Source organism: Alcaligenes sp. RM2 (assembly GCF_052931795.1).
Map to the genome: position 1 here is coordinate 370,458 of NZ_JBRFIO010000001.1, position 26,602 is coordinate 397,059.

Genomic DNA, 26,602 nt, shown 5'->3' on the forward strand with positions numbered 1-26,602 from the left:
AGGCAAGATAATAATGGCTTGGAATAGAGATCAAATGGCGGCACGCGCCGCTCTGGAGCTTCAGGACGGCTTTTACGTCAACCTGGGTATCGGTTTGCCTACGCTGGTTGCCAACCACGTGCCCGAAGGTATTGAGGTCTGGCTGCAGTCGGAAAACGGTTTGCTGGGTATCGGCCCCTTTCCGACTGAGGACAAGATTGACGCTGACCTGATCAACGCAGGCAAGCAAACCATCACCACCTTGCCCGGTTCGTCCATCTTTTCCTCGGCAGACTCGTTTGCCATGATTCGCGGCGGCAAGATCAATATCGCGATTCTGGGTGCCATGCAGGTGTCGGAAAAGGGTGATCTGGCCAACTGGATGATTCCCGGCAAGATGATCAAGGGTATGGGTGGTGCCATGGACCTGGTCGCTGGCGTTGGCCGTGTCGTGGTTCTGATGGAACACGTGGCCACCAAGAAAGACGGCACAGAAGACCTGAAAATTCTGCCTTCTTGCACCTTGCCCCTGACGGGCGTGGGGGTAGTTGACCTCATCATTACCGATCTGGGGGTGATGGAAGTGACGGAAAATGGTTTAAAGTTGCTTGAGTTGGCACCAGAAGTCAGCCTTGAGTACATTCAGTCCAAGACAGGCGTCCCGCTGGACGTCAGTGCTTTGGCCTGATCGGTCTCTCTGGCTAAAAAAGCTTCGGCGCGAGTCGGAGCTTTTTTTATGCTTGATCGGTGCGTGAACGCTGTTTATGTAAAGGAAGTTGGCATGGCCCATCCCCCCGTTGCCGCACGCTTGCAGGCGCTGCGCGAACAAATGCAATTTCAGTCCGTGCAGGCAAGTATCTGGCCTACATCTGACCCCCATCTGTCTGAATACCTGCCCGATCGCTGGAAAAGCCGTCAGTGGCTAAGCGGATTTGTCGGGTCGGCCGGGCTCCTGGTGGTGACGGCAGATTGGGCCGGTTTGTGGACCGATAGCCGTTATTGGGAACAGGCTGCCAAGGAGCTGGAAGGTAGCGGCATTCAATTGCAACGTGCGGGCGAGGCCGGGGTGCCGGAGCCAGCCAACTGGCTGGCGGAACATTTGCCTGCCCAGTCGCGAGTCGCACTGGATAGCCAGTCGGTGTCGGCACAAAGTCTGCTGGCCTGGCAAAAAGCGACGCCAGAGCTGGAATGGGTGCTGGAGGCTGACTTGCTCAGCCCTATCTGGACGGAGCGACCTGCTGCACCTGTTGGTCAGGTGGTGGAGCATTTACCCCCGTTTGCCTGCCGCACTCGTCAGGAAAACTTGAGCAGCACGCGGGCGGCCATGCAGGAGCAGGGGGCACATTGGCATTTGCTGAGTGCGCTCGATGATATTGCCTGGACCTTGAATTTACGCGGCAGCGATGTGTCCTATAACCCGGTGTTCCTGTCGTACCTGCTGATAGGCCCGGATCAGGCGTTTCTGTTTGTGGATAGCAACAAGCTGTCAGCAGGCATACAGGAGGCGCTGGCTGTGGATGGCGTGCAAGTTCAAGGCTATACCGAACTGTCCTCCTTCATGCGCGCCTTGCCGGCATCCATGCCCATCTTGCTGGATATGGCTCGGACCACGGCCTGGGCCGCCCAACTGGCTGCGCATTTGAATGTGGTCGAACACATCAATCCCGCTCAATTGCTCAAGTCCTGCAAGACCGATGCCGAGCTGGATCATGTGCGTGAAACCATGGAAAAAGACGGCGCTGCCTTGTGCGAGTTCTTTGCCTGGTTTGAACAGCAAAGCGATGTCAATGAGCTGGATGTGGACGAACATATCTGCGCGGCGCGTGCTCGTCAGGAAGGTTTTGTCAGCCCCAGCTTTGGCACGATTGCCGCCTATAACGCCAATGGTGCCATGCCGCACTATCAGGCTACCCAGCAGTCCCATGCCCACATCGACGGCAATGGTTTATTGCTGATCGACTCGGGTGGGCAGTATCAGGGCGGGACGACCGACATTACCCGTGTAGTGCCGGTAGGTCAGGTGTCTGCCGAGCAGATTCGTGACTTCACGCTGGTGCTCAAAGGCATGGTGTCCTTGTCCATGCTGGTGTTCCCGGAAGGCATTGCCGGTCAGCAAATTGATGTACTGGCCCGTCAGCCTTTGTGGGAGCAGGGCCTGGACTTTGGTCATGGCACTGGCCATGGCGTGGGTTACTTCATGAATGTGCATGAAGGCCCGCAGTCCATTTCCTGGCGCGGTCGTATCGGGCCTCATTCCGCCATGCGTGCCGGCATGATTACCTCCAACGAGCCTGGCTTGTACCGTCCCGGCCAATGGGGCATTCGCATCGAGAATCTGGTGGCGGCGGTTCCGGCCCTGCGCAGCGAGTACGGGCAGTTCCTGCGTTTTGAAACCCTGACCCTGTGCCCCATTGATACGCGTTGTATAGATGCCGCACTACTGACGGCTGCCGAGCGTAACTGGCTCAATGAATATCATCAGCAAGTGCGTGAACGTCTCTTGCCTCGTGTTCAGGGGGATGCACGCAAGTGGCTTGAGCAAAGGACGCAGGCGATCTGATCGCCACCCTCTGCTCTTGTCAATAGCTGCAAGGGCTAGTGGTATTTCCGCTGTGAAATGCCACTAGTCGGGTCGCCAAGCATGGGCGCTTGCCGTTATAATCCAAATTTCCCGCTATCGCCTGATTTGACCTCAGGCGCCTTTTATAATGACCACCAAATATGTATTCGTAACGGGAGGCGTTGTGTCCTCCCTGGGCAAAGGTATTGCGGCTGCATCCCTGGCTGCCATCCTGGAGTCCCGCGGTTTGCGCGTGACTATGCTCAAGCTGGATCCCTACATCAACGTAGATCCGGGCACCATGAGCCCCTTCCAGCACGGTGAAGTGTTTGTTACTGAGGATGGTGCGGAAACCGACCTGGACCTGGGCCACTACGAGCGCTTTATTTCCGCTCGCATGCGCAAGGTCAACAACTTCACCACGGGCCAGATTTACGAATCCGTGCTGCGCAAAGAGCGTCGCGGGGACTATCTGGGCAAGACCGTGCAGGTTATCCCGCACATCACCAACGAAATCCAGGATTTCATCATTCGTGGCGCCAAGGCTGCCTACAATGGTGAGGCCGATGTTGCCATCGTCGAGATCGGCGGCACAGTGGGTGATATCGAATCCCAACCTTTCCTGGAAGCTGCCCGCCAGATGAATCTGCGTCTGGGCCGCAACAACACCGCTTTTGTTCACCTGACGCTGGTGCCTTTCATTGCATCGGCAGGCGAGCTGAAAACCAAACCTACCCAGCACTCGGTGCAAAAGCTGCGTGAAATCGGTATTCACCCACACGCTTTGCTGTGCCGTGCGGATCGCGTCATTCCTGACGACGAACTGGCCAAGATTTCGCTGTTCTCCAACGTGCCCATGGACGCCGTGATTTCGGTGTGGGACGCGGATTCCATCTACAAGATTCCAGCCATGCTGCACAAGCAAGGTCTGGACAGCCTGGTGTGCGATGCACTGGCGCTGTCGCCTCCACCGGCTGATCTGTCCATGTGGGATCGTCTGGTACAGGCCTTGGAAAATCCGGAGCACGAAGTGCGTATCGGTATGGTCGGCAAGTACGTAGACCTGACCGAATCCTACAAGTCGCTCAGCGAAGCACTGGTTCACGCCGGTATTCACACCCGTACCCGTATCAATATCGAGTACCTGGATTCCGAAGTCATCGAGAACGAAGGCACCGATTGCCTGAAAGGTCTGGACGCCATTCTGGTGCCAGGCGGCTTTGGCAAACGCGGTACCGAAGGCAAGATTCGCGCCATTCAATACGCTCGTGAAAACGGCGTGCCATTCCTGGGTATCTGCCTGGGCATGCAATTGGCGGTGGTTGAATTTGCTCGCAATGTGGGCAATCTGGTGGGCGCGAACTCGACCGAATTCGATCCATCGGCCGTGCACCCGGTTGTGGCCTTGATTACCGAATGGGCAGACCGCGAAGGCAAGATTGAGCACCGTGATGGTTCCTCCGATTTGGGCGGCACCATGCGCAAGGGCGCACAGCGTTGCCCAGTGAAGCCAGGTTCGCGTGCTGAAGCCATTTACGGTCCGGAAGTAAATGAACGTCACCGCCACCGTTTCGAAGTGAATACCTTGTATGTGCCACGTCTGGAAGAAGTGGGCATGGTGATTTCCGCTCGTACTCCTACCGAGAACCTGCCAGAAATCATGGAATTGCCTGATCATCCCTGGTTCATGGGCGTGCAATTCCATCCGGAATTCACTTCCACTCCGCGTGATGGCCATCCGCTGTTTACCAGCTATATCAAAGCTGCTCTGGACTACCAGAAAAAATCAGCCTGATAATTTGGTATGACTGAAAAGGCCCGCGCTACGCGGGCTTTTTCATTCGGGGCGACAGAGTGCGTTGCCCGCTTTCCTGGGAGTTGTCATGATCGAACAGCTGGATCATTTGGTGCTGACCTGTACCGACCCGCAAGCCACAACCCATTTCTATACACAAGTGTTGGGCATGAAGCAGGAAGTCTTTGGGCAAGGACGCATTGCCTTCAGCTTTGGCTCGCAAAAGATCAATTTGCATGTGCGTGGGCAGGAGTTCGAGCCCAAGGCGCATTTGCCGGTGCCGGGGGCGCTGGACCTGTGCTTTATTGCCAGCATTCCGCTGGAGCAGGTGATCGCGCATCTGCAGTCACAAGCTTGGCCCATTATTGAAGGGCCGGTGCAGCGTACAGGAGCTACCGGCCCGATTCGCTCAGTCTATGTGCGCGACCCGGACTTGAACCTGATCGAAATCTCCGAACGATTGGGCTGACAGGCTTGCTGCACTGCGGTGCAGCAGCGCCGTCAGGAATGTGGGAGAATGCAGAAATACTGAAACGAGGTCTATTATGGATTTATGCGGTTACGACGTTGGCCTGGATCGGCCCTTTTTTCTGATCGCTGGCCCTTGTGTGATTGAATCGCGTCAAATGGCGTTTGATACAGCGGGCCAGCTTGCTGAGATTACTTCGGCTCTGGGTATCCCCTTTATCTACAAAAGCTCGTTTGACAAGGCCAACCGGAGTTCGGACAAGTCTTATCGTGGCCCCGGCATGGCCGAAGGTCTGCAGATTCTGGCGGATGTGCGCTCGCACTACAAAGTGCCGGTCCTGACCGATGTGCACGACAAGGACCAGGTCGATGATGTGGCGGCCGTCGTGGATGTGCTGCAAACCCCGGCTTTCCTGTGCCGTCAGACCGACTTTATTCAGGCCTGCGCTGCTACCCTGAAACCCGTGAATATCAAGAAGGGCCAGTTCCTGGCTCCTCAGGATATGGTGCAGGTGGTGGCAAAAGCACGTGCGGCAGCGATGGAAATGGGCGGAGATGGCTCCACCATCATGGTCTGTGAGCGTGGTGCTTCCTTTGGCTACAACAACCTGGTGTCCGATATGCGGTCCCTGGCGATCATGCGCGCCACGGATTGCCCGGTCGTGTTTGATGCCACGCACTCGGTACAGTTGCCGGGCGGGCAGGGCACGACATCGGGTGGTCAGCGTGAGTTTGTGCCCGTCCTGGCGCGTGCTGCTGTCGCAGCGGGTGTGTCGGGCGTGTTCATGGAAACTCACCCTAACCCGGACAAGGCCTTGTCTGACGGCCCGAATGCTGTCCCTCTGTCGCAGATGGCAGACTTGCTGCGGACATTGCAGCAGATCGATTCGATTGTTAAAAACAGCGGTGCCTTACAGCACGGCTATTAAAAGTAGTTTGGAGACACTATGTCCGCATTTTTGATTGCTAATGTCGAAGTAACCAACCCCGAGCAGTACAAGCAGTACCAGGAGTTTTCCAGCATTGCCATGAAAACCCACAACGTGAAAGTGTTGGTACGTGGCGGTGAAACGGTCACCCTGGAAGGCAATGCGCCTTTGCGTACCGTGGTTATGGAGTTCGACACACTGGAACAGGCCCAGGCGTTCCACGATTCCGAGGAATACCGCCGTGCTCGTCAAGCACGTGAGGGTGCTGCCAACATGACGATGTACGTGGTGCAGGGTCTGTAAGAAGCGGACTACGCCATGTAGTCAGGCAGGAAAAAGGGAGTGTGAAAACACTCCCTTTTTTGATGCTTGCAGGGACACAGTCCGACCTTCTTGAGCACGATGGCAGGAAGGAGTTGTGTGGCTGTTTAGAAACGCGGATCACGCAGGGCTGGTAGGGTCAGCTCACGTATGAAGCTGGCGGGAGACAGTTGCAGCAGGCTACGCACAATCGTGAGCACGTCATGCACTGGAATCGTCTCGCCCTGGCCACGCTCTGCGGCGGCGTGCAGTGGCACATCCAGGCCGTCTTCCGTATTCAGGTAGCCCAGTTGCAGGCAAGTGACAGCCAGGCCTTGATCTCTATAGCCTTCACGCAGACTGTCTGCCAAACCATTCAAGGCAAATTTTGTCGCTCCGAAGGCAACTTCTGGGCGACCGCTTTGACGCAGACCCGAGGTGGAACCAGTCAGAATCAGGCGGGGCTGTCTGCTGCGCAGTAAATGAGGCAGCAGATGACGTATGGCCAGTAAGGCTCCAGTCAGATTCACATCGACCAGACGACGGATGGCCTGATCGTTTTGCGACAGGAAATCGTAGTCCTCACTGAAGGCCGTGTCTTCCCAAATCCCAAGGTTATAAATCAGCACGTCCAGTGATTCCGGGCAGGCGGCTGCTAATTGGCTGGCGGCGTCAGGCTGGGACAAGTCGGCACTGATCCAGTGTTGATTGATGCCGGGATCGGGACTGAGCGGGTTGGCCGATGGTGCGGGTGTCCGGCGAGCCACGCCATAAAGCGTGTTGCCGTCTTGGGCCAGGCCGTCCATCAAGGCGCGTCCCAGCCCCATGCTGGCACCGACAATCATGATATTCATACTGTTTTCCTGTGGGGAGGATGTGCTTGGAAAGCGGTGCTTTCCGGATGGTCGCTATTGTGTACCGGGATGCCGGGATAAGGGTTGATTCAGGCAGCGCTTGTCAGGTTTTTATCACTCTCGTAAAATTATTGACTAGGCAATAATTGCATGGTCAATGGAAATGGTAAACGTATCGGAAACAGCACAAAAGACGCCGGGGCGGGTCTTGTCAGTCACAGAATCCATACTGGCGATGATGGGGCTGTGCTTTGTGGTGATGTTGGTGGCAATTGATCAGACCGTGGTCGGGACAGCCTTGCCCACCATTGTCTCCGAGCTGTATGGTTTTGAACTGTATGCCTGGGTGGCAACGGCGTATTTGCTGACTTCAGTGATTACCGTGCCTATCTTTGGCCGTCTGGGAGATTTTTATGGACGCCGCCGCTTTGTGCTGGTGTCCATCGTTTTGTTTACCCTGGCTTCCGTGCTCTGCGGCATGGCGCAAAGCATGTTGCAGCTGGTACTGGCACGTGCTTTGCAAGGGATTGCGGGGGGCATGCTGGTGGGGACCGCATTTGCCTGTGTGCCTGATCTGTTTCCTGACCCCCGTGTGCGTTTGCGCTGGCAAGTCATGCTGAGCGCTTCCTTTGGGATTGCGAACGGGATAGGGCCCTTTCTGGGCGGAATTCTGACCGAGCACTATGGCTGGCGCTCCGTGTTTTATGTGAATCTGCCCGTGGGTTTGTTAAGCCTGTATTTTGTCTATCGCTATTTGCCGCAGATCCGTCATTTTCGTCAAACCCAGGTCCGCATGGATTACTTGGGTGCTTTCTTGTTGATGGTCGGTTTGGCCTGTATCCAGTTGCTGGTAGAGTTGCTGCCGCAATATGGGGGCAGCTATTTGATGGTTTTGCTTGGCCTGTGCAGTGTGGCCGCTTTTGTTCTGCTGGTGACCTGGGAGCGACGGGTGGCAGAACCTTTGCTGCCCCTGGTCTTGTTCAGTAGCCCAGCCCAATTCTCTTTGCTGGTTCTGTCTGCGGGCTTGGGCTTTATTCTGTTTGGTCTCTTGTTCTATGCGCCCTTGTTGTTGCAAGGGGGGTATGGCCTGCGACCACAAACCGCCGGTTTGTTGATCACACCCTTGGTCGTGTTCATTACGGTGGGCAGTATTATTAATGGCCGTACGATTACACGCCTGCGTCGTCCTACCTTGATGCTGTATCTGGGCCTGGTGCTGTTGACGATCGCCTGCCTGGGTATGGTGTTCATCAAGAAGACCGATCCGCACTGGCATTTTGTGATCTATGCCACTATTGCTGGCACCGGGGTCGGTTGCATCATGCCCAATCTGACAGTATTTGCGCAGGAAATTGTGGAACGCTCCATGCTGGGCATTGCCACGGCCATGCTACAGTCCATGCGCATGGTGGGTGGCATGTTGGGTACTGCTGTGGTCGGAACCCTGATCAATTATCAGTATGGGGAGACCATCCGCACGCAATTGGCGGCTTTGCCCACAAGCCTGGTCAACTCCCTGCAAGATCCGCAAGTTCTGATGAGTGTGAGTCAGCAGACGCAGTTTCTGGAGCAGGCCGGGCAGGAAGGGCAGGTGTATCTGGGCTTGGCCCGCGACGCCCTGGCACATGCCGTCAATATGGGGATGGCCGTGACCTTGCTGCTGATAGTCTGGTGTTTTTATTGGGTACGCAAAGTGCCACCGATACGTTTTAATCGTCAAGAACAGTCTTGAACATGATGAATGAATTTCCGCAACTTCAAGCGGCTCAGCAGCTGGGGCGCACGTATCGCAGCCTGATGGCGGCATTTGACCAGCAGTTGGGGATGCCCTTGCCACGCTGGCGCATCCTGATTTCCCTGTACCAGGAAGAGGGCAGTCTGTCTCAAAAGCAGTTGGTGCGTCTGCTGCGCATTGATCCGGCTGCAGTGACACGGCAGCTTAAAAGCATCGAGTCCCTGGGACTGGTCGAGCGTTTCACGGATGAGCAGGACAACCGGCTGACCAATGTGCGTCTAAGCCCCGCTGGCCGCGAGCTGGTGGAAGCTACCTTGCCCCGGCGTCGTCGTCTGGTGGAAGCCATGCTGCAAGACTTCTCTGATCAGGATCTGAATCAGTTGATCACCTTGCTGGGCAACTGGGAAAGCGCCTTGTTGAAAGCGGCCGACAAAGATTTACTTTGAGACGTATCGGTACTTTTTGTATTTACAGAGACGCCGCCTAGTCTCGGAGTTTCTGGTGATAATAAACACGTGCCGGTTTCGATCCGGATGAAGGCAGGGTCTTGAATCCAGGCTTTTTTCCAGCTTTCGGGACCAGACATGGCACGGCTGTGTCATGGGCAGGTACAATCCTGTTTTAGCAGGAGGGCAGGGGGCGCTGATTGCACTATAGCTGTCGCGCTTGCTGATCTTTTCAACTTCCAGGCTAGGCGCCTTTTCAAGCTGATTTTCACATCGGCTTACGGCGATATGCCCGGCAGCAGGATTGTTTAACTTATCTAGCTTAATGCTACTTCAGGCAGGACTGTCAAAATCATGAGTGCAATCGTAGATATTATTGGCCGCGAGATTCTGGACTCCCGTGGTAATCCAACGGTGGAGTGTGATGTATTGCTCGAATCGGGCGCTATGGGGCGTGCCTCCGTTCCATCTGGTGCATCCACTGGCGCTCGCGAAGCGTTGGAGCTGCGTGATGGTGACAAGAGCCGTTACCTGGGCAAAGGTGTTTTGCGCGCTGTCGAGAACCTGAACACAGAAATCTCCGAAGCCTTGATGGGCTTGGATGCTCAAGAACAAACCTTTATCGATCGTACCCTGATCGAGCTGGACGGCACCGAAGACAAGAGCCGCTTGGGCGCTAACGCCATGCTGGCTGCCAGTATGGCTGTGGCCCGTGCCGCTGCTGATGATTCGGGTCTGTCCCTGTACCGCTACTTCGGTGGCAGTGGTGCCATGGCCATGCCCGTGCCAATGATGAACGTCATCAACGGTGGTGCACACGCCAACAACACCCTGGATCTGCAAGAATTCATGATCATGCCCGTGGGTGCCAAGAGCTTCCGCGAATCGCTGCGCATGGGTGCAGAAGTATTCCACACCCTGAAAGGCCTGATCCACGATCAAGGCATGTCCACCGCTGTGGGCGATGAGGGTGGTTTTGCTCCTAACGTGGCCAACCACGAAGCCGCTATCGAACTGATCCTGCGCGCTATCGAACAAGCTGGCTACGAACCCGGCACCCAGATCGCTCTGGCCCTGGACTGCGCCGCTTCCGAGTTCTACCGCGACGGCAAATACCACCTGGCCGGCGAAGGCGGCGTGTCCCTGAGCTCGCAAGACTTTGCCAATCTGTTGGCCAACTGGTGCGACAAGTACCCCATCATCTCCATTGAAGATGGTATGGCCGAAGACGATTGGGATGGCTGGCGCATTCTGAGCCAGCAACTGGGCGACAAGATCCAGTTGGTTGGTGACGATTTGTTTGTAACCAACACCAAGATCTTGAAGAAGGGCATCGAGCTGGGTATCGGCAACTCCATTCTGATCAAGATCAACCAGATCGGCACCCTGACCGAAACCTTTGCTGCCATCGAAATGGCCAAGCGCGCTGGTTACACCGCCGTGATTTCGCACCGCTCGGGTGAAACCGAAGACTCCACGATTGCGGATATCGCTGTGGCTACGAATGCCATGCAGATCAAAACAGGCTCCCTGTCCCGTTCCGATCGCATGTCCAAGTACAACCAGTTGTTGCGTATTGAAGAAGAATTGGCAGAAGTTGCTACCTTCCCAGGTCGCGAAGCGTTCTATAATCTGCGCTAATTCTGTTTGATGAACCGGGTCGGAAGACCCGGTTCTTATATCGCCATGCGCCTTATCGTCCTGCTTCTGCTGTGCCTGACCCTGGTAACCCATTACGCTTTATGGTGGGGCAAAGGCGGTTGGCTGGATGTACGGCAAATGCAGACCAAGCTGGTTGCGCAAAAAGAAACCAATGAAGCCCTGACGGCGCGTAATAACGCCTTGCTGGCCGAGGTTCAGGATTTACGCTCGGGTACCCACGCAGTCGAAGAGCGCGCCCGTAGCGAGTTTGGCATGATGCGTGAAGGCGAGATCTTTGTGCAAATCGTGCCTCCCGGTGGTTCGGCTGCCACGACAAGCAGCCCACGTTAAGAAGTAGCGCGCAAGGCGCTGCTGGAACTGCCGATCGGCCAGTTCATTTCTGATTACTCTTCTACCTTATGTTTGGATCGTTGATCCGGGCTTTGTTGCGCCCTTTGTATGTGGGCCTGGATCGGGCTTGGTTATAAGTCGCAGGCATTTCAGGGTCGGAGTGGTGGCAGAGTAGCTATCGAGTTCCTTTGGCTTTGTTGGTTTTGTGACGGCCTTATCCGTGCTTTCCTTCTCCTTGTTCCCTTCACTGCCCCGACTACGGCCACAAGAGGCTGTAACTCTGTCTACCACTTGTGGCAGGAATGCGTTTATAGCGTCCTATGCTGCCGACTCCTGAAGCCGCCCCGAATAGCGCGGCAGTTAGTAGCAGGCAGGGTTTGGGGGCGGGGATTCAGCTCCTCCTGAGTCTGGGGTGGGTACGGCTGGTTCTGGAGAGGAGGCGCTAGCACCAGGCCCTTGAATAGAGTCACTCCATGAGGGAAGACGAGCACTCCCGTCCGTTGATGGTATTTCCGCTGGCTCTATATCTGCTGACCAGCCTGTTTGGGAAACTGGCAAGGCATGCTTGTTTTCAGTCTGCTGGGCATAGACGACCCGACCGTCAGCCAAGTCATCCCACTGCACGGCATCAGACTGCATGGTGTGTCTGATTTCCAGGCGGAGCCAGACTGCTGCCGAACCTGGAGGGCCAGGCATGCTGGCAGCAAGCTTGGGTAGCAGGCGAAGCAAGGAAAGAGGGCCCGGCTTATGGGCAAAGAGCAGGTACAAGTGCAATGTGTTGGCTTGGTAGATGCTGGGGCCGCCGTGGCTGGCTTGATCTGCTTGTTGCGGCTGCCAGCCCTGGGTAATGCTTGTACGCCCCTCATGAAGCCGGGAAGGCCTGCCATGCAGCATAAAAGCCTGTGGTGAGGGCGACAGGATCTGGATTTGCCACTGATCGTGTAGCGGCACTTTGGCGGCGGCCAGTGTTTGGCTGAATGCCGAGGCAATGGTTTCAGGTCGGGCATGCTGCACGCTGGCCTGGCGAGCCGCCTGCAACAGGCCGTGCTGCAGGCGTACGCGCAAGGAGTACAGCGTCAGCACGTCCAGCACCAGCCAGCTCAGCAGGATGATTGCAAGCAGGGCTACCATGATGTGGGTGCCTGCCAAACCAGATTGATGATGGGGTGAGGAAAAAGAATCAGCCATGATGTTGTCATCATGGCTGAGTGTCTTTTAGCTTGGTAGAAGGACTTGTGCGGGTGTAGTCCTTCGTAGCGGTTTCTGCTTAGTGCAGGGTATCGTCACCAGGCTGGGTATCGCCCTTGTCGACAAACAGGGACGCGCAGTCAATTGCATCGTACTGATAGGGCTTGCCGCAGAAGTTGCAGGACACATTGATGGTGTCTTGTTCTGCCAGCATTTGCTCGATTTCTGCCCGGCCCAGCATGCGCAACATATTGCTGACGCGTTGACGGGAACAGGGGCAATGCCAGCGCACGGACTGAGGTTCAAAGACTTGCAGGTCTTCTTCCCAGAACAGGCGATGAATCAAGGTGTCGCTATCGAGTTGCAGCAATTCTTGTGTCTGGACGGTGGAGCCCAGCGCCAGGGCGCGTTCCCAGGTGTCCAGATTTTGCGCCAGGCTGTGGCCGCCTTGGGGCGGGATACGTTGCAGCAACAGCCCTGCACAACGGTTTTCGTCGGCGGCCAGCCACAGGTGGGTATCCAACTGCTCGGAGGTGCGCATATAGGTTTGCAGAACCTCGGCAACGGTCTCGCCTTCCAGAGGCACCACGCCTTGGTAGGGGCGGAAATCCTTGCTGCTTTGACGCGGGGCCAGTACTACGGTGAAGCGGCCTTGGCCTTGGGGGTTGAGCAGGGTTTGCAAGGTGCCGGTTTGGGGCACGGGATGGTTCTCACGCAGCGACACCGTTGCGCGTATGTCCATGTCGGACGTGCATTCCACCACCAGCAAGGCGATCGGGCCGTCGCCCTGGATTTGCAAAATCAGGGAGCCGTCAAACTTGAGGTTGCCCGCCAGCAGTACCGAAGCGGCTACCAGCTCGCCCAGCAAGTCGCGGATGCAGGCAGGATAGTGCTGGTGTTCCAGACCCATTTGCCAGGCTTGCTCAAGATGAACAATCTGGGCTCGTGTGCTTTGGTCGGCGAACAAGTATTTTTTTAAAATGTCAGTCATGACTTTGCTGTACTACTAAAAAATGAAGAGGCAGCCTGCCTGCTCAGGTGGCTGCCGAAGTAACACGGGTAGGGCGCGCATCGATCAGGCGAGTCTTGCTAAGACGGTCGTGCAGGAACTGCTGGTCTTTGTCGAACCAGGTCCAGATGAAGTTCAGAAAAGGCGTAAACACGATAAGCAGGTCCGTGGACGCATAGCCTGTGTAGCCAGACAGAAGCTGAACCAGCAAAGCTCCCAGCAAGGGCAGGGGCCATAGCAGAATATAACGCAGCAGCAGGGTACGCAGGGCAGGAATCTGACCTTGCTCGTCTACCAGTCGCATATGCCAGGTTTTCATGGGCAGGGTCTGTCCCACTTTGCGCCAGCACAGCACGAAATAAATCCCCAGCGCAATAAATAGAACGATCTGACGCACATGACGCAGATCCAGGCCGCTACGGCTTTGGGTCAAGGTATCAAACAGATAGCCGGTGGTGAAAATAACGCCAAACAGCAGGATGGATTCATACATCATGCAGGCAAAGCGTCGCCAGCGGCCAGGAGTAGTGAAAGTGGGTGTCATGGTGCGTCTTGAGGCAGGGAAGACTGCCATTATCGCGTATATCGCTGCCTAACGGAATGCTGCCAGTTCAAGGCTGGAACAGAAGGCATGGAGTCGGGCGGGCCCCAGAAGGGTAGAAAAGTAATCAAGATATGGGGGGCTTGTCCCAATAAACAAGGGCCAAGCCATTTTCATGGACTTGGCCCTTGTCGCCTTGTGCAAGACGGCTTGACGCTTATTCGGCGCTGGCTGAGTCTTCGCTGGCGTCCGAGGCTGTCTCGTTATTGCGATAACTGGCCGGAACCATGTCAAAGCAGAACAGACGGCAATCCAGAGCACCGTTGTACAGCGGGTAACGACGCTTGGGCTTGAGGCGCATATGACGTGGCAGCTCCAGGTCGCTGCTGATCATGTTCACGCTCCAGTTGGCGAAGTTTTGCTTGAGGTTGCTGGCCCAGTTGGGCCAGAAATCCTCGTCCTGATGTTCCAGGCGCTCGCCGTAAGGAGGATTGGTGACAATCCAGCCGGCTTCCGTTTCGGGACGAATCTTCAGGGCATCGCCTTGCTCGAAGCGAATCGTCTCCAGCGTCAGGTGCGAGCGTTCCAGGTTGGAACGGGCTGCATCCAGAACGGTGGGGTTGATGTCGTAGCCAATCAATGGAGTATCCAGACGAGGAGCGATCATGGAGCGCGCTTCGTCTTTGATATCACGCCACAAGCGCTGGTCGTGGCAGCGCAGACGCTCGAAGTGGAAGGGGCGCCAGATGCCGGGAGGCGCTCCCAAAGCCATCCAGGCGGCTTCGATCAGAATCGTGCCACTACCGCAGAAGGGGTCGATCAAAGGCTTGCTGGGGTCCCAGCCAGACAGGGCCAGCAGGCCCGCTGCCAGGTTTTCACGCAAAGGCGCATCGCCCTTGTCGTGACGCCAGCCGCGCTTGAACAGAGACTCGCCACTGGTATCCAGGTAGAAGGTGGCACTGGTCTCGTCCAGGAACAAATGCACCTTGGCATCCGGGCGTACGGTATCGATGGAAGGACGTGCGCCTTCCAGATCACGCAGGCGGTCACAAATCCCGTCTTTGGCGCGCAGATTGCAGTACTGCAAGCTTTGCATGGGGCTGCGTACGGCCGAGGTGTCGACACGCAGTGTCTGCTCGGGGCCAAACCAGCGTTCCCAGGGAGTCACCCGAGCCAGGGCCAGAATGTCCTCTTCGTTGGTGACAGGAGCGTGCGAGACTTCCAGCAAAATGCGTGTCGCCAGTCGCGAGGACAGGTTGGCACGCATGACACCGATCCAGTCCGCATCAAAATGGCAGCCCGCACGGCCGGTTTGAACGTTCTCGTAGCCTAGTGCTTGCAGTTCCAGCGACAGCGCTTCTTCCAGCCCTTGTGGGCAGGGAGCAAACAGACGGTAGCGTTCCCCTTGCAGAGCCTTGACCTGGACGCGCTCGTTTTGCTCGATATTGCTATCGGGCAGGCGCTGACCGGGCTTGGGGGCCTGGGGGCTGTCTACACGCTGAATAGGCGAGACATATTGAGGAAAGGCATCGGAGTCACCGGCCGGGCTAAACAGCTTGCTGGGCATTTTGCCGGCAGGGGTACGCTCCGAAGATTCCTTGTCACCTTTGAAAGCAGGACGTTCACGGCGTTCACCCGAGAAATTGCGGCGCTCGCCCGTTTGAGGGCGGCTGTCGCGGTCACGATTGAATGCAGGGCGTTCACGACGCTCACCGGAGAACTCACGACGTTCGCCCGATTGCGGACGGCTGTCACGGTCACGGTTGAATGCGGGACGCTCACGGCGTTCGCCGGAGAATTCACGACGTTCGCCCGATTGCGGACGGCTGTCTCGGTCACGGTTGAATGCAGGACGTTCACGACGCTCACCGGAGAATTCACGACGCTCCCCCGATTGTGGGCGGCTGTCGCGATCACGGTTGAATGCAGGACGCTCACGGCGTTCGCCGGAGAATTCACGACGTTCGCCCGATTGCGGACGGCTGTCTCGGTCACGGTTGAATGCGGGGCGTTCACGACGCTCGCCGGAGAATTCACGACGTTCGCCCGATTGCGGACGGCCGTCGCGGTCACGGTTGAATGCGGGACGCTCACGGCGTTCACCGGAGAATTCACGACGTTCGCCCGATTGCGGACGGCCGTCGCGGTCACGGTTGAATGCGGGACGCTCACGGCGTTCACCGGAGAATTCACGACGTTCACCCGATTGCGGACGGCTGTCACGATCGCGGTTGAATGCAGGACGTTCACGACGTTCACCGGAGAATTCACGACGTTCGCCCGATTGGGGACGGCTGTCACGGTCACGGTTGAATGCGGGACGCTCACGGCGTTCACCGGAGAATTCACGACGCTCACCCGATTGTGGGCGGCTGTCGCGGTCACGGTTGAATGCAGGACGTTCACGGCGTTCGCCCGAGAATTCCCGGCGTTCACCTGAGAACTCACGACGCTCACCCGATTGTGGACGGCTGTCGCGGTCACGATTGAATGCGGGTCGTTCACGACGTTCGCCCGAGAATTCCCGACGTTCACCGGAGAACTCACGACGCTCGCCCGATTGTGGGCGGCTGTCGCGGTCACGGTTGAATGCGGGTCGTTCACGACGTTCGCCCGAGAATTCCCGGCGTTCACCGGAGAACTCACGACGCTCACCCGATTGTGGGCGGCTGTCGCGATCACGGTTGAATGCGGGACGCTCACGGCGTTCGCCTGAAAATTCGCGACGCTCGCCCGATTGAGGACGATCTGCGCGGTCGCGGTTGAAAGCAGGGCGCTCGCGGCGGTCCTGGTCACGTTTCTCTACGTAGGGGCGGGCCTCGCGCTTGGGGCCGCCCAGGCGGTCTTGCTGCAGGCTGGCTGCACGTGCGCGCGCACCCGAGCGCACGCGGGGTTCCGCATTGCTGGCTTTCTTTTTAGCGCCTGGGTTCAGGCTTAGTGTCTTGCGTTCAGATTGGTCTGACATGAATAAGGTATTAGAAGGGTTTTATAACCACCAGGATGAGGACCAGCAGCAGAACGATGACCGGAATTTCATTGAACCAGCGGAAGAATACGTGTGAGCGGCTTTGTTGCCCTTGCTGGAACTGCCGCAGATAGCGTCCGCACACACCGTGAAAGGCAAACAGGATCAAGACCAGGGTCAGTTTGGCGTGCATCCAGCCCTGTCCTTTGCCTATGCCGTAATACAAAAACAATCCCAGGCCTGTCAGCAAAGTCAAAATGGCCAGAGGAGCCATAAAGCGATACAGGCGCCGGGCCATGCCCAGAAGCGTTTCATAGGTCTTGGCATCTTGCTCCTGGGCCAGATTGACATAGATGCGGGGCAAGTAGAACAGCCCTGCAAACCAGGAGGTCACAAACAAGATGTGAAATGTTTTTAGCCAAAGCATGATTTAACCACGCATTTGGCCATTGCCGTGCAAGACCCATTTGTAGGTCGTCAGGCCTTCCAGGCCGACCGGGCCACGGGCATGAAGACGGTTGGTGGAAATGCCGATTTCGGCACCCAGGCCGTACTCGAAGCCGTCAGCAAAACAGGTAGGCAGGTTCACCATGACGGAACTGGAGTCCACTTCGCGCTGGAAGCGCTCGGCCAGGCTCAGGTTTTCCGTCACGATGGATTCGGTGTGCTCGGAGCTGTACTGGGCGATATGGTCCATGGCCTGGTCCATGGAGTCCACAATGCGGATTGCCAGAATGGCCGCGGCAAATTCGGTTTCCCAGTCTTCCTGGGTAGCAGGGGCCACATTGGCAACCAGGGCACGGGTCTGCTCACAGCCACGCAGTTCCACCCCTTTTTCCTGCAATTGGCGGGCCATTTCTGGCAGGAAAGCGGGTGCAATGCTGCGGTGAACCAGCAAGGTTTCCATGGTGCCGCAAATACCGTAGCGGTAGGTCTTGGCGTTGAATACGATGCGGTTCGCTTTTTCCAGATCGGCAAATTCGTCCACATAGACGTGGCAGTTGCCGTCCAGGTGCTTGATCAGAGGAACCGTGGCTTCGGCGCTCAGTCGTTGGATCAGGCTCTTGCCACCACGCGGGACAATGACGTCCACGTAGTCGTTCATGGTTACGAGCAGGCCAACAGCATCGCGGTCCGTGGTGGGAACCACTTGCACGGCTTCTTTGGGCAAACCAGCACGTTCCAGGCTGCTGGAGATGATCTGCGCCAGGGCCTGGTTGGAATGAAAGGCTTCGCTACCACCGCGCAGAATCGTGGCGTTGCCCGATTTCAGGCACAGGGCAGCGGCGTCAATAGTCACATTGGGGCGCGACTCGTAAATGATGCCGATGACACCCAAAGGGACACGCATCTGAGCCACGCGCATGCCATTCGGGCGGGTACGCGAGGCGCTGATCTGGCCAACCGGATCATCCATATCGGCAATTTGACGCAGGCCGGTGGTCATGATCTCCAGGGCGCGGTCGGACAGGACCAGGCGTTCGATCATGGCCGGGGCAATCTGACGTTCACGTGCCGCTTGCAAGTCCAGCTCGTTGGCTGCTTGCAACTGGGCTTTTTGCTCAATCAGGGCATCAGCCATATAGCGCAGGGCGTCGGCCTTGGCTTTGCCTGTGGCGGCGCGCATACGACGGGCAGCAAGCTGGGCGCGCTTGCCCAAATCTTGCATCATGGAAGACAGATCGCCGACCTGGGTGGCGGCAGAGGACTGGGTGATATCGTTCATAGCCGTGTAACTCTCCGGTTCAAGAGAGCATTATCGCAACAATTAAGAAGTTAAGGGGTATCGGACGCTTAGCGGCGGGGCGCTTGTGTCGCGACCGCGATACGCATGGTCAGGCGGCGCATTTCTTCCCACGGGTCTTGCTGACGTCCGTTGGGGTGCAGGCCTTTGATCAAACGGTCTATATCGTGTGCATGCAGAACCGAAGCGGGCCAGCTTTGAGGCGGGATACGGTCCAGGGCCTGACGAACGAGTTTTTCACGCGGGCCAAAAATGCGGTATTGGCGAAACAGGTTGGACAGATCCTGCCCTTGCTGACGCGCTTGTGACAAGCGGGCCAAGGTACGCACTTCTTCGCCTACAGCCCACAAGACCAGCGGTAGGGCTTCGCCTTCTGCCTGCAAGCCATCAAGCACCGTCAGGGCGCGTTGACTGTGGCCTGCCAGCATGGAGTCACGCAGATCAAACACGCTGTAGCGAGCTACGTTCAGAACCGCGTTTTCCAGTTCTTCCTGGCTAAGCTGGCCAGGTGGGTAAATCAGGGCCAGTTTCTGTATTTCCTGATGGGCGGCCAGCAGGTTGCCTTCAACCTTGTCAGCCATCCATTCCAGGCTGTTGCGCTCCAGGCTTTGGTCCTGGGCTTTCAGGCGTTGGGCAATCCAGCCTGCCAGAGAGTTGCGGTTGATGGGCTGAATGTCAACCCAACAGGCCACCTGCTCCAGAGCCTGACACCATTTACTGTTGCGCGTGGCCTTGTCCAGCCGGGGAAGTTGAATCAGAAAGCTGGTGCCATCCATTTGCCCCCCGCTGATCAGCTCGCACAGCTTTTGCAGGGCGTCGCCGCCTGGCTTGCCAGGTTTGCCGCTGGGAATATTGACATCCACCAGTTTTTGATCGCCAAACAGGGAAATGTTCTGGGCTACAGCAAACAGCTGCGACCAGTCGGCCCGTGCATCCAGGGTAAAACTGCTGCGTTCGGTAAAGCCGTCCTGGCGGGCGCGGGCGCGCACCGCATCCGCCGCTTCAACCAGCAACAGAGGCTCGTCACCGGACACCACATAAAGCGGTTGGAAAGCGGCGGTTGGCGTGGCCAGCTCGCGCAGCAAGGTGTCGTGGTCGGCCCTGCGTCCCATTCTTACAGCGGAGCCTGTTGTCGAGTGGGCAGCAGTTCCATCTCTTCCATGGAGCTGGCCTCTGGTTGGCTGCTTATGTAATGGTAGGCACTGGTGACGTCGGGCGAACTCAAGCGACGCACAATGCGATTGATCAGAGACTGTTCCATGTCGCGGAAAATCATCTCGATTTCGCTATCTTTGGCTTGCACGGCCTCGGCATCGTACGGCACTTCACGAATGACATTCAGTGTTGTGGGCGGCAGGATCACGCGGCCTTTGGCGTCCAGCAGCTCGAACACAAATGTCAGTTGCAGTTCGTACTCTTCCACCTGGCCTTTGGCGTTGATGGAAATTTCGCGTTGATTACGGCTGTGGGAGAGCTGTTGCAAGATGGCTTCAGCGTCTTGCGGGCGCTCCACAAAGCGGGTTTGCGGTGAACTGGCCGACAAGGTTCGACGCAGATTCGCGCCAAACGCACTGTTGTCCGTAATGTTGGTGTAAATCGTGTCGAACGGCAGCGGGGCCACCCCTTTCAGGTGAAAGCCACACGCTGTCAGAACAACACTGAGCAGGATTATCAAGCCCGCCAGTCCCCAGAACCTGGGTGCAGGAACAGACAAGGATCTGGAAGGAAGCAGGCGGGCTAGGTGCATGATTAACCTACGACGTTAACGAGTTTGCCAGGCACCACAATGATGCGCTTGGCGGGGCGGCCTTCCAGATACTTGAGCACGGCAGCGTGTTCGGCTGCGGCTTGTTCAATGGCGGCTTTTTCCGCTCCCTGAGGCACGACTAATGAACCGCGCAGCTTGCCATTGACTTGCAGCATCAGCTCCACTTCGTCGGCAATCAGGGCTTGTTCATCCACAGCAGGCCATTGGGCGTCGAGCATATCGCCCAGGCTGTCTGCCCAACCCAGTTCACGCCACAACTGCCAGGTGATGTGAGGGACGACAGGGTACAGCACGCGCAACAGAATGGACGTGGTTTCAGCCAGTGCACGTTGTGCGGCGGGAGTGTCTTCCCATTGAGTCTGCTCCAGGGTGTTGAGCATCTTCATGCAAGCCGAAACCACGGTGTTGTATTGAATACGCTCGTAGTCGTAATTGGCTTGCTTGAGCAATGAGTGAATTTCCAGACGGGTACGCTTGGCGGCCGCATCCAGATCGCTCCAGTCGGTGGCTTGTTGGGCGTTGCCAGCGCGCAGAGCATCGGCGTGGTTATAGCAGAAGGCCCACAGGCGACGCAGGAAGCGGTTGGCGCCATCCACGCCCGAATCCGACCACTCCAGGGTTTGCTCTGGCGGGCTGGCAAACATGATGAACAGGCGGGCGGTATCCGCGCCCAGCGTGTCGATCAGGGATTGGGGGTCCACGCCGTTGTTCTTGGACTTGGACATGGTGCCGATGCCGTTGTACTGCACGGGCTGACCATCGCTCTTCAAACGGGCACCGATAATCGCGCCTTTTTCGTCGTAGACGTTTTCGACGGTTTCAGGCCAGAAGTACTCGATACCACCTTGAGGTGTGCGGCGGGTGTAGCTGTGGTTCAGCACCATGCCCTGGCACAGCAGGCGGGTGAAGGGCTCGTCAATCTTGACCAGGCCCATGTCGCGCATGACTTTGGTCCAGAAGCGGGCATACAGCAAGTGCAGCACAGCGTGTTCGATACCGCCGATGTACTGATCCATGGGCATCCAGTAATCGGTGCGTGGATCGGTCATGGAGTCGTTCAGATTGGGCGTGGTGTAGCGCAGGAAGTACCAGGACGAGTCCACAAAGGTGTCCATGGTGTCCGTTTCGCGACGTGCAGGCTTGCCGCAAGAAGGGCACGTGCACTTCAGGAAGGCTTCGTGCTTGTTCAACGGGTTGCCGCTGCCATCGGGAATCAGCTCTTCGGGCAGAACGACGGGCAGGTCTTTTTCCGGAACAGGAACCGGGCCGCAATCCTCGCAGTGGATGATCGGGATCGGGGTGCCCCAGTAACGCTGACGGGAAATACCCCAGTCGCGCAGACGGTAGGTGGTTTGTTTCTCGCCCAGCTCTTGAGCATTCAGGTCTGCCGCAATTGCGTCCACGGCGGCGGCATGCGCCAGGCCGTCGTACTTGCCGGAATTGATGGTTTGACCTTGCTGCTTGTCGCCGTACCAGTCTTGCCATTGAGTGGCGTCGTACTCTTTGCCTTCAACGCCAATCACTTGTTGAATAGGCAATTGGTATTTCAGGGCAAAGGCGAAGTCGCGCTCGTCGTGAGCAGGCACGCCCATGACGGCACCGTCGCCGTAGCTCATCAAGACGTAGTTACCGACCCAGACAGGAACGTCCGCACCGGTCAGTGGGTGCTTGACGCTCAAGCCGGTAGGCAGACCTTCTTTTTCACGGGTGGCCATATCGGCTTCCGTGGTGCCGCCTTTCTTGCATTCTTCAATAAAGGCAGTCAGCTCGGGATTGTTGCGGGCAGCCAGGGCGGCCAGCGGGTGTTCAGGAGCAACAGCACAGAAGGTAACACCCATGATGGTGTCCACGCGGGTGGTGAACACATACAGACGACCGTCCTGAATCAGTTGGCCTTGCTCGTCACGAATATCGTGAGGGAAGGCAAAGCGCACACCCTGGCTCTTGCCGATCCAGTTTTCCTGCATCAGGCGGACACGCTCGGGCCAGCCGGGCAGGCCGGTTTTCACGGTGTCCAGCAGCTCTTCAGCGTAGTCGGTAATGCGCAGGTAATAGCCGGGGATTTCACGCTTTTCAACCAGCGCGCCCGAGCGCCAACCTCGGCCTTCAATAACCTGTTCGTTGGCCAGAACGGTTTGATCCACCGGGTCCCAGTTCACGGTCTGGGTCTTGCGGTAGGCAATGCCTTTTTCCAGCATCTTCAGGAACAGCCACTGGTTCCATTTGTAGTATTCGGGATCGCAGGCACACATTTCACGCGACCAGTCGATGGCCAGACCCATCGCCTGCATCTGCTTTTTCATGTAGGCGATGTTGTCGTAAGTCCACTTGGCGGGCGGAACCTGCGATTTGATGGCGGCGTTTTCAGCGGGCATGCCAAAGGCATCCCAGCCCATGGGCATGAGAACGTTAAAACCGCGCATGCGTAGCTGGCGCGCCATCATGTCGTTGATGGTGTAGTTGCGCACGTGGCCCATATGTAGCTTGCCACTGGGGTAGGGCAGCATGGAGCATGCGTAAAACTTGGGTTTGAGCGAGCCATCGGGAGCGGTGGCGTTTTCGACGGCGCGATAGGCGTCCCGATCGGTCCAGTTTTGCTGAGCGAGTTGTTCAACCTCGCTGGGGTTGTAACGTTCCTGCATGAGTGGCAATACCGTTTTAGACAAAAGTAAAGGAGTATCCGCCATTATACGGGGCAAATCTCGCTGTGGACGGCTGCAAGGTGGGCAGTGTGCATGAGCGTAATGGCAGACAGGAGGCAGGCCTGTCACAGCAGCCTGTGAAGGGCAAAAAAAACCCCTGCAGGGCAGGGGCTTTTTTTGAAAACCAATCCGCTGCAGGAGCGGGGCGCGAATTAACGCAACTTGGTTTCTTTGTACTCGACGTGCTTGCGAACGACGGGGTCAAATTTCTTGATCACCATCTTTTCAGGCATATTGCGCTTGTTTTTGGTGGTGGTGTAGAAGTGACCGGTGCCGGCGGACGATTCGAGTTTGATTTTTTCGCGTATACCTTTAGCCATGATGAGCTCCTGGTTAAATGTTTAAGAAGCGCAGCTTAGTATTTTTCGCCGCGGGAGCGCATTTCGGCCAGAACGGAGTCGATACCGTTCTTGTCGATGGTGCGGATAGCGTTAGCGGAAACGCGCAGGCGAACCCAGCGGTTTTCACTTTCAACCCAGAAACGACGGGACTGCAGGTTTGGCAGGAAGCGACGCTTGGTTTTATTGTTGGCGTGCGAAACATTGTTGCCCGACATTGGGCCTTTTCCGGTCACTTGGCATACGCGTGCCATGGTCATACCCCTTGAGATCTAAATCAGCCTCCGCTAAACGAAAAAAGCCGCGGGCGATTGTAAAATTAGGATCGTGTTAACCCCAGTGCTGGGGTACAAAGAAGATTATTCTAATATGGAAAAATCACTTAGATCAAGTTTTACCGTGCTTTCCTTGCTGCGTTGCGGCCAAACAGCCACGATAAGACGGCACAACTGGCCAATACGGCGGTCAATGGCAAAGCATTGGAAGAGGACCAGCTGCTGACCGCAAAACCGGCCAGCGCACCACAAAGCATTTGCAAAGCGCCCATCAGGGCCGAGGCCGTTCCCAGGCGATGGCCTTGTTCAGACAGGGCAAGGGCCGCGGAATTGGGGTTCACAAAGCCTTGGCACGCCATAAAGCCCATCAGCGTCACCATCAGCCAGGTCAGGTCCAGTACGCCCAGCAGGGTCAGAACGGCACCCAGCAGGGTAAAGATCACTTGCAGTCCCTGTGCCACGCGCAGCAAAGTGGGCGGGCTGTACGTATTGAGCAAACGGGCGCTGACTTGAGAGAAAACAATCAGACAGGCGGCATTCGCGCCAAAATAAAAACCGAAATGGCGCGGCTCGACTGCAAATAAATCAATAAAGACGCGTGGCGATCCGGCGATATAGGCAAACATGCCTGCAGAACTGAAACCGGCGGCCAGCGAATAAAACATGAAAGGCCGGTCGCGTAACAAGGCACTGTAATTATGGGCAATCAGTTTGGGTTGCAGTGGCAGGACTCGTTCGGGGGTCAGGGACTCTTTCATGGTGAAAAAAGTCAGCAGCCACAAGAGCACGCCACAGCCAGCCATGAAGTAGAAAATACCGCGCCAGTCGCTAAACAGCAGGATCTGACCACCGATCAGCGGGGCCAGAATAGGCATGACGCCCATAATCAGCATCAGCATGGACAGGGCGCGGGCGGCTTCACGGGTCTCGAAACGATCCCGGATCACGGCACGGGGAATAGCCATGCCAGCGGCACCACCAAAGGCCTGCACAATGCGCCACACGGTCAATTCATCAATATCGCTGGCGCGTGCACAGAAAAAGGAAGCGGTGGCGAAAATCAGCACGCCCAGCAGCAAGGGCAGCTTGCGCCCGAAGCGGTCGGCCATGGGGCCGTACACTAATTGAGCCACGCCCACACCCAGCAAGAAACCCGCCAGCGTGCGCTCTACCATGCCCGCCGAGGTGTTCAGGCTCTGGGCCATTGCCGGGAAGGCGGGCAGGTACATATCAATGGCCAGTGGCCCCAGGGCAGTGAGCAGCCCCATCAAGATGAGCCAAGGGGGAAATGCAGGGGAGTGGTTGCGTGTCATCGGGCCAAGTATTAAGGTGGGGCAGATCCTGGCCGAGAGCCTGAACCCACTACCCTGTGCCGAGCATCAATGCAAACCGATGCAATGGGCCAAAGGCAGGCAGTTTAGCATGGGGCAAGCTCAACTCCGGTCTAAGTGCTTTAGGTGTAAAGCATATGATTCGTGACTTTGACGCAACGGATTCAGGGGCTGATTGTATTAGGCTACAGGATTGACAGCTTACGGGCGGTGTGTCGAAAGAGGCGACACATTGTCATCTTTGTTTGTTTACATACAAGGAGGCGAAGTTGAGTTCAATTTCATCAATGGTCCAGGCCAAATTAGATCAACTCAGCATTCCGGTTCGGCTGACCTTGCCCAACGGCGAGCAAGTTGGCCCGGCTGATGCAGCGGTTCATCTGATCATTAAAGATAATGCCACCTTGGCGCAGCTGGCCGCCGGGCAATCCGGGCAGTTGGGAGAGGCCTACGTGGAAGGGCGTATGGACTTTGAGGGCTCCATGCGGGATCTGATGCAGCTGGCAGCGGATATTTTGCCGGGCTCCCCGGTTGACGCTGCCCAGGCAGGCTGGCTGACTTCCATCGTCAAGCATCTGACTTCCGTCTGGCGCCATTCCCAGGAAAGGGACGCCAAACAGATCCAGTTTCACTACGATTTATCGGATGATTTCTACGCCTTGTGGCTGGACCCGCGTCGGGTCTACTCCTGCGCCTATTACCGCGAACCGGACATGACGCTGGCGCAGGCTCAGGAAGCCAAGCTGGACCACATTTGCCGCAAGCTGCGTCTGCAATCGGGCGAGCGCTTTCTGGATGTGGGAGCCGGGTGGGGCGGGCTGCTGATATGGGCGGCTGAAAACTACGATGTGGACGTGACGGGCATCACCTTGTCCCGTAACCAGCATGCCTATGTGAACGGGCTGATCGAGCAGAAAGGTTTGTCGGGCCGGGCCCGCATGATGTTGCTGGATTATCGCGAGCTGGATGAACTCAAGCCTTATGACAAGCTGGCCTCGGTCGGGATGTTCGAGCACGTGGGCCGCGCCCAGCTTAGTGCCTATTTCGACAAGTTGCGCCGTTTGGTCAAGCCCGGTGGTTTGATTCTGAATCACGGCATTACAGCCGGTGGCGTGGACAATAGCCAGCTGGGTGCCGGGATGGGCGACTTTATCGAGAAATACATTTTCCCCGGTGGAGAGCTGACCCATATCAGCCATGTGTTGCGTCATCTGGCTGAAGGTGGTCTGGAAGGCCTGGACATTGAGAATCTGCGTCCGCACTATGCACGCACGTTGTGGGCCTGGAGCGATGCCTTGGAAAGTCAGTTGGACAAGGCCAAGGCCACGCTGGATTCCGAGCAGGGTCAAAAATCCTTGCGTGCTTACCGGGTTTATCTGGCTGGTTGCGCCATGGGCTTTGAGCATGGCTGGATTGCCTTGCACCAGGTTCTGGCTCAGGCGCAAAGTGCTGGGCGGGCACAGGAGCTGGATTACGCGCCAGACCTGGTGTATCCATGGCGTCGGGACTATATGTACCAGCGTTAGAGGGCGCGGTCTGGAGGGGCAAATGACAAGGCTTTATGCCTTGTCATTTGTCTTTTTTGGGGCTGCTTTTACGCCACTCCATCAATTCTGAATTAATAGGTAACAAAAAAAAATTTAGAAAAGCGCTAAAACCACGCCAAACAAGGGTTTTGTTGCG

At 56.9% G+C, this 26,602-nt stretch carries 24 protein-coding genes; 11 read left to right on the forward strand and 13 right to left on the reverse strand.

What is annotated here, in order from left to right; translation table 11 throughout:
• Positions 1-13: 13 nt before the first annotated feature.
• From ACU6HM_RS01675 to ACU6HM_RS01700, 6 genes are all read left to right on the forward strand, one after another.
• Complete coding sequence (locus tag ACU6HM_RS01675) at positions 14-667, forward strand: CoA transferase subunit B (protein WP_009456529.1); 654 nt, start codon at positions 14-16, stop codon at positions 665-667.
• A gap of 93 nt (positions 668-760) precedes the next feature.
• The gene (locus tag ACU6HM_RS01680; protein WP_254498980.1) at positions 761-2,539 is read left to right on the forward strand and encodes an aminopeptidase P family protein; all 1,779 of its coding nucleotides are present in this window, start codon (positions 761-763) and stop codon (positions 2,537-2,539) included.
• Between the two features lie 148 nt (positions 2,540-2,687).
• The gene (locus tag ACU6HM_RS01685) at positions 2,688-4,334 is read left to right on the forward strand and encodes a CTP synthase (protein ID WP_336971352.1); all 1,647 of its coding nucleotides are present in this window, start codon (positions 2,688-2,690) and stop codon (positions 4,332-4,334) included.
• An 88-nt stretch (positions 4,335-4,422) separates the two neighbouring features.
• A complete protein-coding gene (locus tag ACU6HM_RS01690; RefSeq protein ID WP_009456523.1) occupies positions 4,423-4,803 on the forward strand; it encodes a VOC family protein in 381 nt (126 codons plus the stop codon).
• Positions 4,804-4,879: 76 nt separating this feature from the next.
• Positions 4,880-5,731: a 3-deoxy-8-phosphooctulonate synthase gene (gene kdsA, locus ACU6HM_RS01695; RefSeq protein ID WP_009456521.1), complete on the forward strand. Its 852-nt coding sequence runs from the start codon at positions 4,880-4,882 to the stop codon at positions 5,729-5,731.
• 18 nt (positions 5,732-5,749) lie between these two features.
• Positions 5,750-6,034, forward strand: coding sequence for a DUF1330 domain-containing protein (locus tag ACU6HM_RS01700; protein WP_009456520.1), 285 nt, complete (start codon positions 5,750-5,752; stop codon positions 6,032-6,034).
• Between the two features lie 125 nt (positions 6,035-6,159).
• On the opposite strand, the gene ACU6HM_RS01705 is transcribed toward ACU6HM_RS01700, so the two are convergent.
• Positions 6,160-6,885 (reverse strand): SDR family NAD(P)-dependent oxidoreductase, encoded by a 726-nt coding sequence (locus tag ACU6HM_RS01705; protein WP_446763278.1) that lies wholly within the window; start codon positions 6,883-6,885, stop codon positions 6,160-6,162.
• 163 nt (positions 6,886-7,048) lie between these two features.
• On the opposite strand from ACU6HM_RS01705, the gene ACU6HM_RS01710 reads away from it, so the two are divergent.
• From ACU6HM_RS01710 to ftsB, 4 genes are all read left to right on the forward strand, one after another.
• A complete protein-coding gene (locus ACU6HM_RS01710; RefSeq protein ID WP_446763555.1) occupies positions 7,049-8,617 on the forward strand; it encodes an MFS transporter in 1,569 nt (522 codons plus the stop codon).
• Between the two features lie 2 nt (positions 8,618-8,619).
• Positions 8,620-9,066 (forward strand): MarR family winged helix-turn-helix transcriptional regulator, encoded by a 447-nt coding sequence (locus tag ACU6HM_RS01715; RefSeq protein ID WP_052159446.1) that lies wholly within the window; start codon positions 8,620-8,622, stop codon positions 9,064-9,066.
• A gap of 354 nt (positions 9,067-9,420) precedes the next feature.
• Entirely contained in the window at positions 9,421-10,707 is a 1,287-nt protein-coding gene (eno, locus tag ACU6HM_RS01720) for a phosphopyruvate hydratase (protein ID WP_009456510.1), read from the forward strand.
• 45 nt (positions 10,708-10,752) lie between these two features.
• Entirely contained in the window at positions 10,753-11,058 is a 306-nt protein-coding gene (gene ftsB / locus ACU6HM_RS01725) for a cell division protein FtsB (protein ID WP_026483075.1), read from the forward strand.
• Between the two features lie 360 nt (positions 11,059-11,418).
• Here ftsB and ACU6HM_RS01730 read toward each other — a convergent pair whose 3' ends face one another.
• From ACU6HM_RS01730 to ACU6HM_RS01785, 12 genes are all read right to left on the reverse strand, one after another.
• Entirely contained in the window at positions 11,419-12,246 is an 828-nt protein-coding gene (locus ACU6HM_RS01730; protein WP_446763279.1) for a hypothetical protein, read from the reverse strand.
• A 79-nt stretch (positions 12,247-12,325) separates the two neighbouring features.
• A complete protein-coding gene (gene hslO / locus ACU6HM_RS01735) occupies positions 12,326-13,237 on the reverse strand; it encodes an Hsp33 family molecular chaperone HslO (RefSeq protein WP_009456504.1) in 912 nt (303 codons plus the stop codon).
• Positions 13,238-13,280: 43 nt separating this feature from the next.
• The gene (locus tag ACU6HM_RS01740) at positions 13,281-13,799 is read right to left on the reverse strand and encodes an RDD family protein (RefSeq protein ID WP_446763280.1); all 519 of its coding nucleotides are present in this window, start codon (positions 13,797-13,799) and stop codon (positions 13,281-13,283) included.
• A gap of 214 nt (positions 13,800-14,013) precedes the next feature.
• Entirely contained in the window at positions 14,014-15,363 is a 1,350-nt protein-coding gene (locus ACU6HM_RS01745) for a THUMP domain-containing class I SAM-dependent RNA methyltransferase (protein WP_235332513.1), read from the reverse strand.
• A 1,408-nt stretch (positions 15,364-16,771) separates the two neighbouring features.
• Positions 16,772-17,188: a CopD family protein gene (locus ACU6HM_RS01750; protein ID WP_035272539.1), complete on the reverse strand. Its 417-nt coding sequence runs from the start codon at positions 17,186-17,188 to the stop codon at positions 16,772-16,774.
• A 3-nt stretch (positions 17,189-17,191) separates the two neighbouring features.
• A complete protein-coding gene (locus ACU6HM_RS01755) occupies positions 17,192-18,487 on the reverse strand; it encodes a glutamate-5-semialdehyde dehydrogenase (protein WP_446763281.1) in 1,296 nt (431 codons plus the stop codon).
• A 68-nt stretch (positions 18,488-18,555) separates the two neighbouring features.
• Complete coding sequence (holA, locus tag ACU6HM_RS01760; RefSeq protein ID WP_035272542.1) at positions 18,556-19,617, reverse strand: DNA polymerase III subunit delta; 1,062 nt, start codon at positions 19,615-19,617, stop codon at positions 18,556-18,558.
• A gap of 2 nt (positions 19,618-19,619) precedes the next feature.
• Complete coding sequence (locus tag ACU6HM_RS01765) at positions 19,620-20,252, reverse strand: LPS-assembly lipoprotein LptE (RefSeq protein WP_446763282.1); 633 nt, start codon at positions 20,250-20,252, stop codon at positions 19,620-19,622.
• Between the two features lie 2 nt (positions 20,253-20,254).
• The gene (gene leuS / locus ACU6HM_RS01770; RefSeq protein ID WP_009456487.1) at positions 20,255-22,915 is read right to left on the reverse strand and encodes a leucine--tRNA ligase; all 2,661 of its coding nucleotides are present in this window, start codon (positions 22,913-22,915) and stop codon (positions 20,255-20,257) included.
• A gap of 212 nt (positions 22,916-23,127) precedes the next feature.
• Complete coding sequence (rpmG, locus tag ACU6HM_RS01775) at positions 23,128-23,295, reverse strand: 50S ribosomal protein L33 (RefSeq protein ID WP_003802781.1); 168 nt, start codon at positions 23,293-23,295, stop codon at positions 23,128-23,130.
• A gap of 35 nt (positions 23,296-23,330) precedes the next feature.
• A complete protein-coding gene (gene rpmB, locus ACU6HM_RS01780) occupies positions 23,331-23,567 on the reverse strand; it encodes a 50S ribosomal protein L28 (protein ID WP_003802782.1) in 237 nt (78 codons plus the stop codon).
• 140 nt (positions 23,568-23,707) lie between these two features.
• Entirely contained in the window at positions 23,708-24,856 is a 1,149-nt protein-coding gene (locus tag ACU6HM_RS01785; protein WP_446763283.1) for a Bcr/CflA family multidrug efflux MFS transporter, read from the reverse strand.
• 350 nt (positions 24,857-25,206) lie between these two features.
• Between ACU6HM_RS01785 and ACU6HM_RS01790 the strand changes: the two genes are divergently transcribed.
• Positions 25,207-26,445, forward strand: a complete 1,239-nt coding sequence (locus tag ACU6HM_RS01790) for a class I SAM-dependent methyltransferase (protein ID WP_009456482.1) — start codon at positions 25,207-25,209, stop codon at positions 26,443-26,445.
• Positions 26,446-26,602 lie beyond the last annotated feature (157 nt).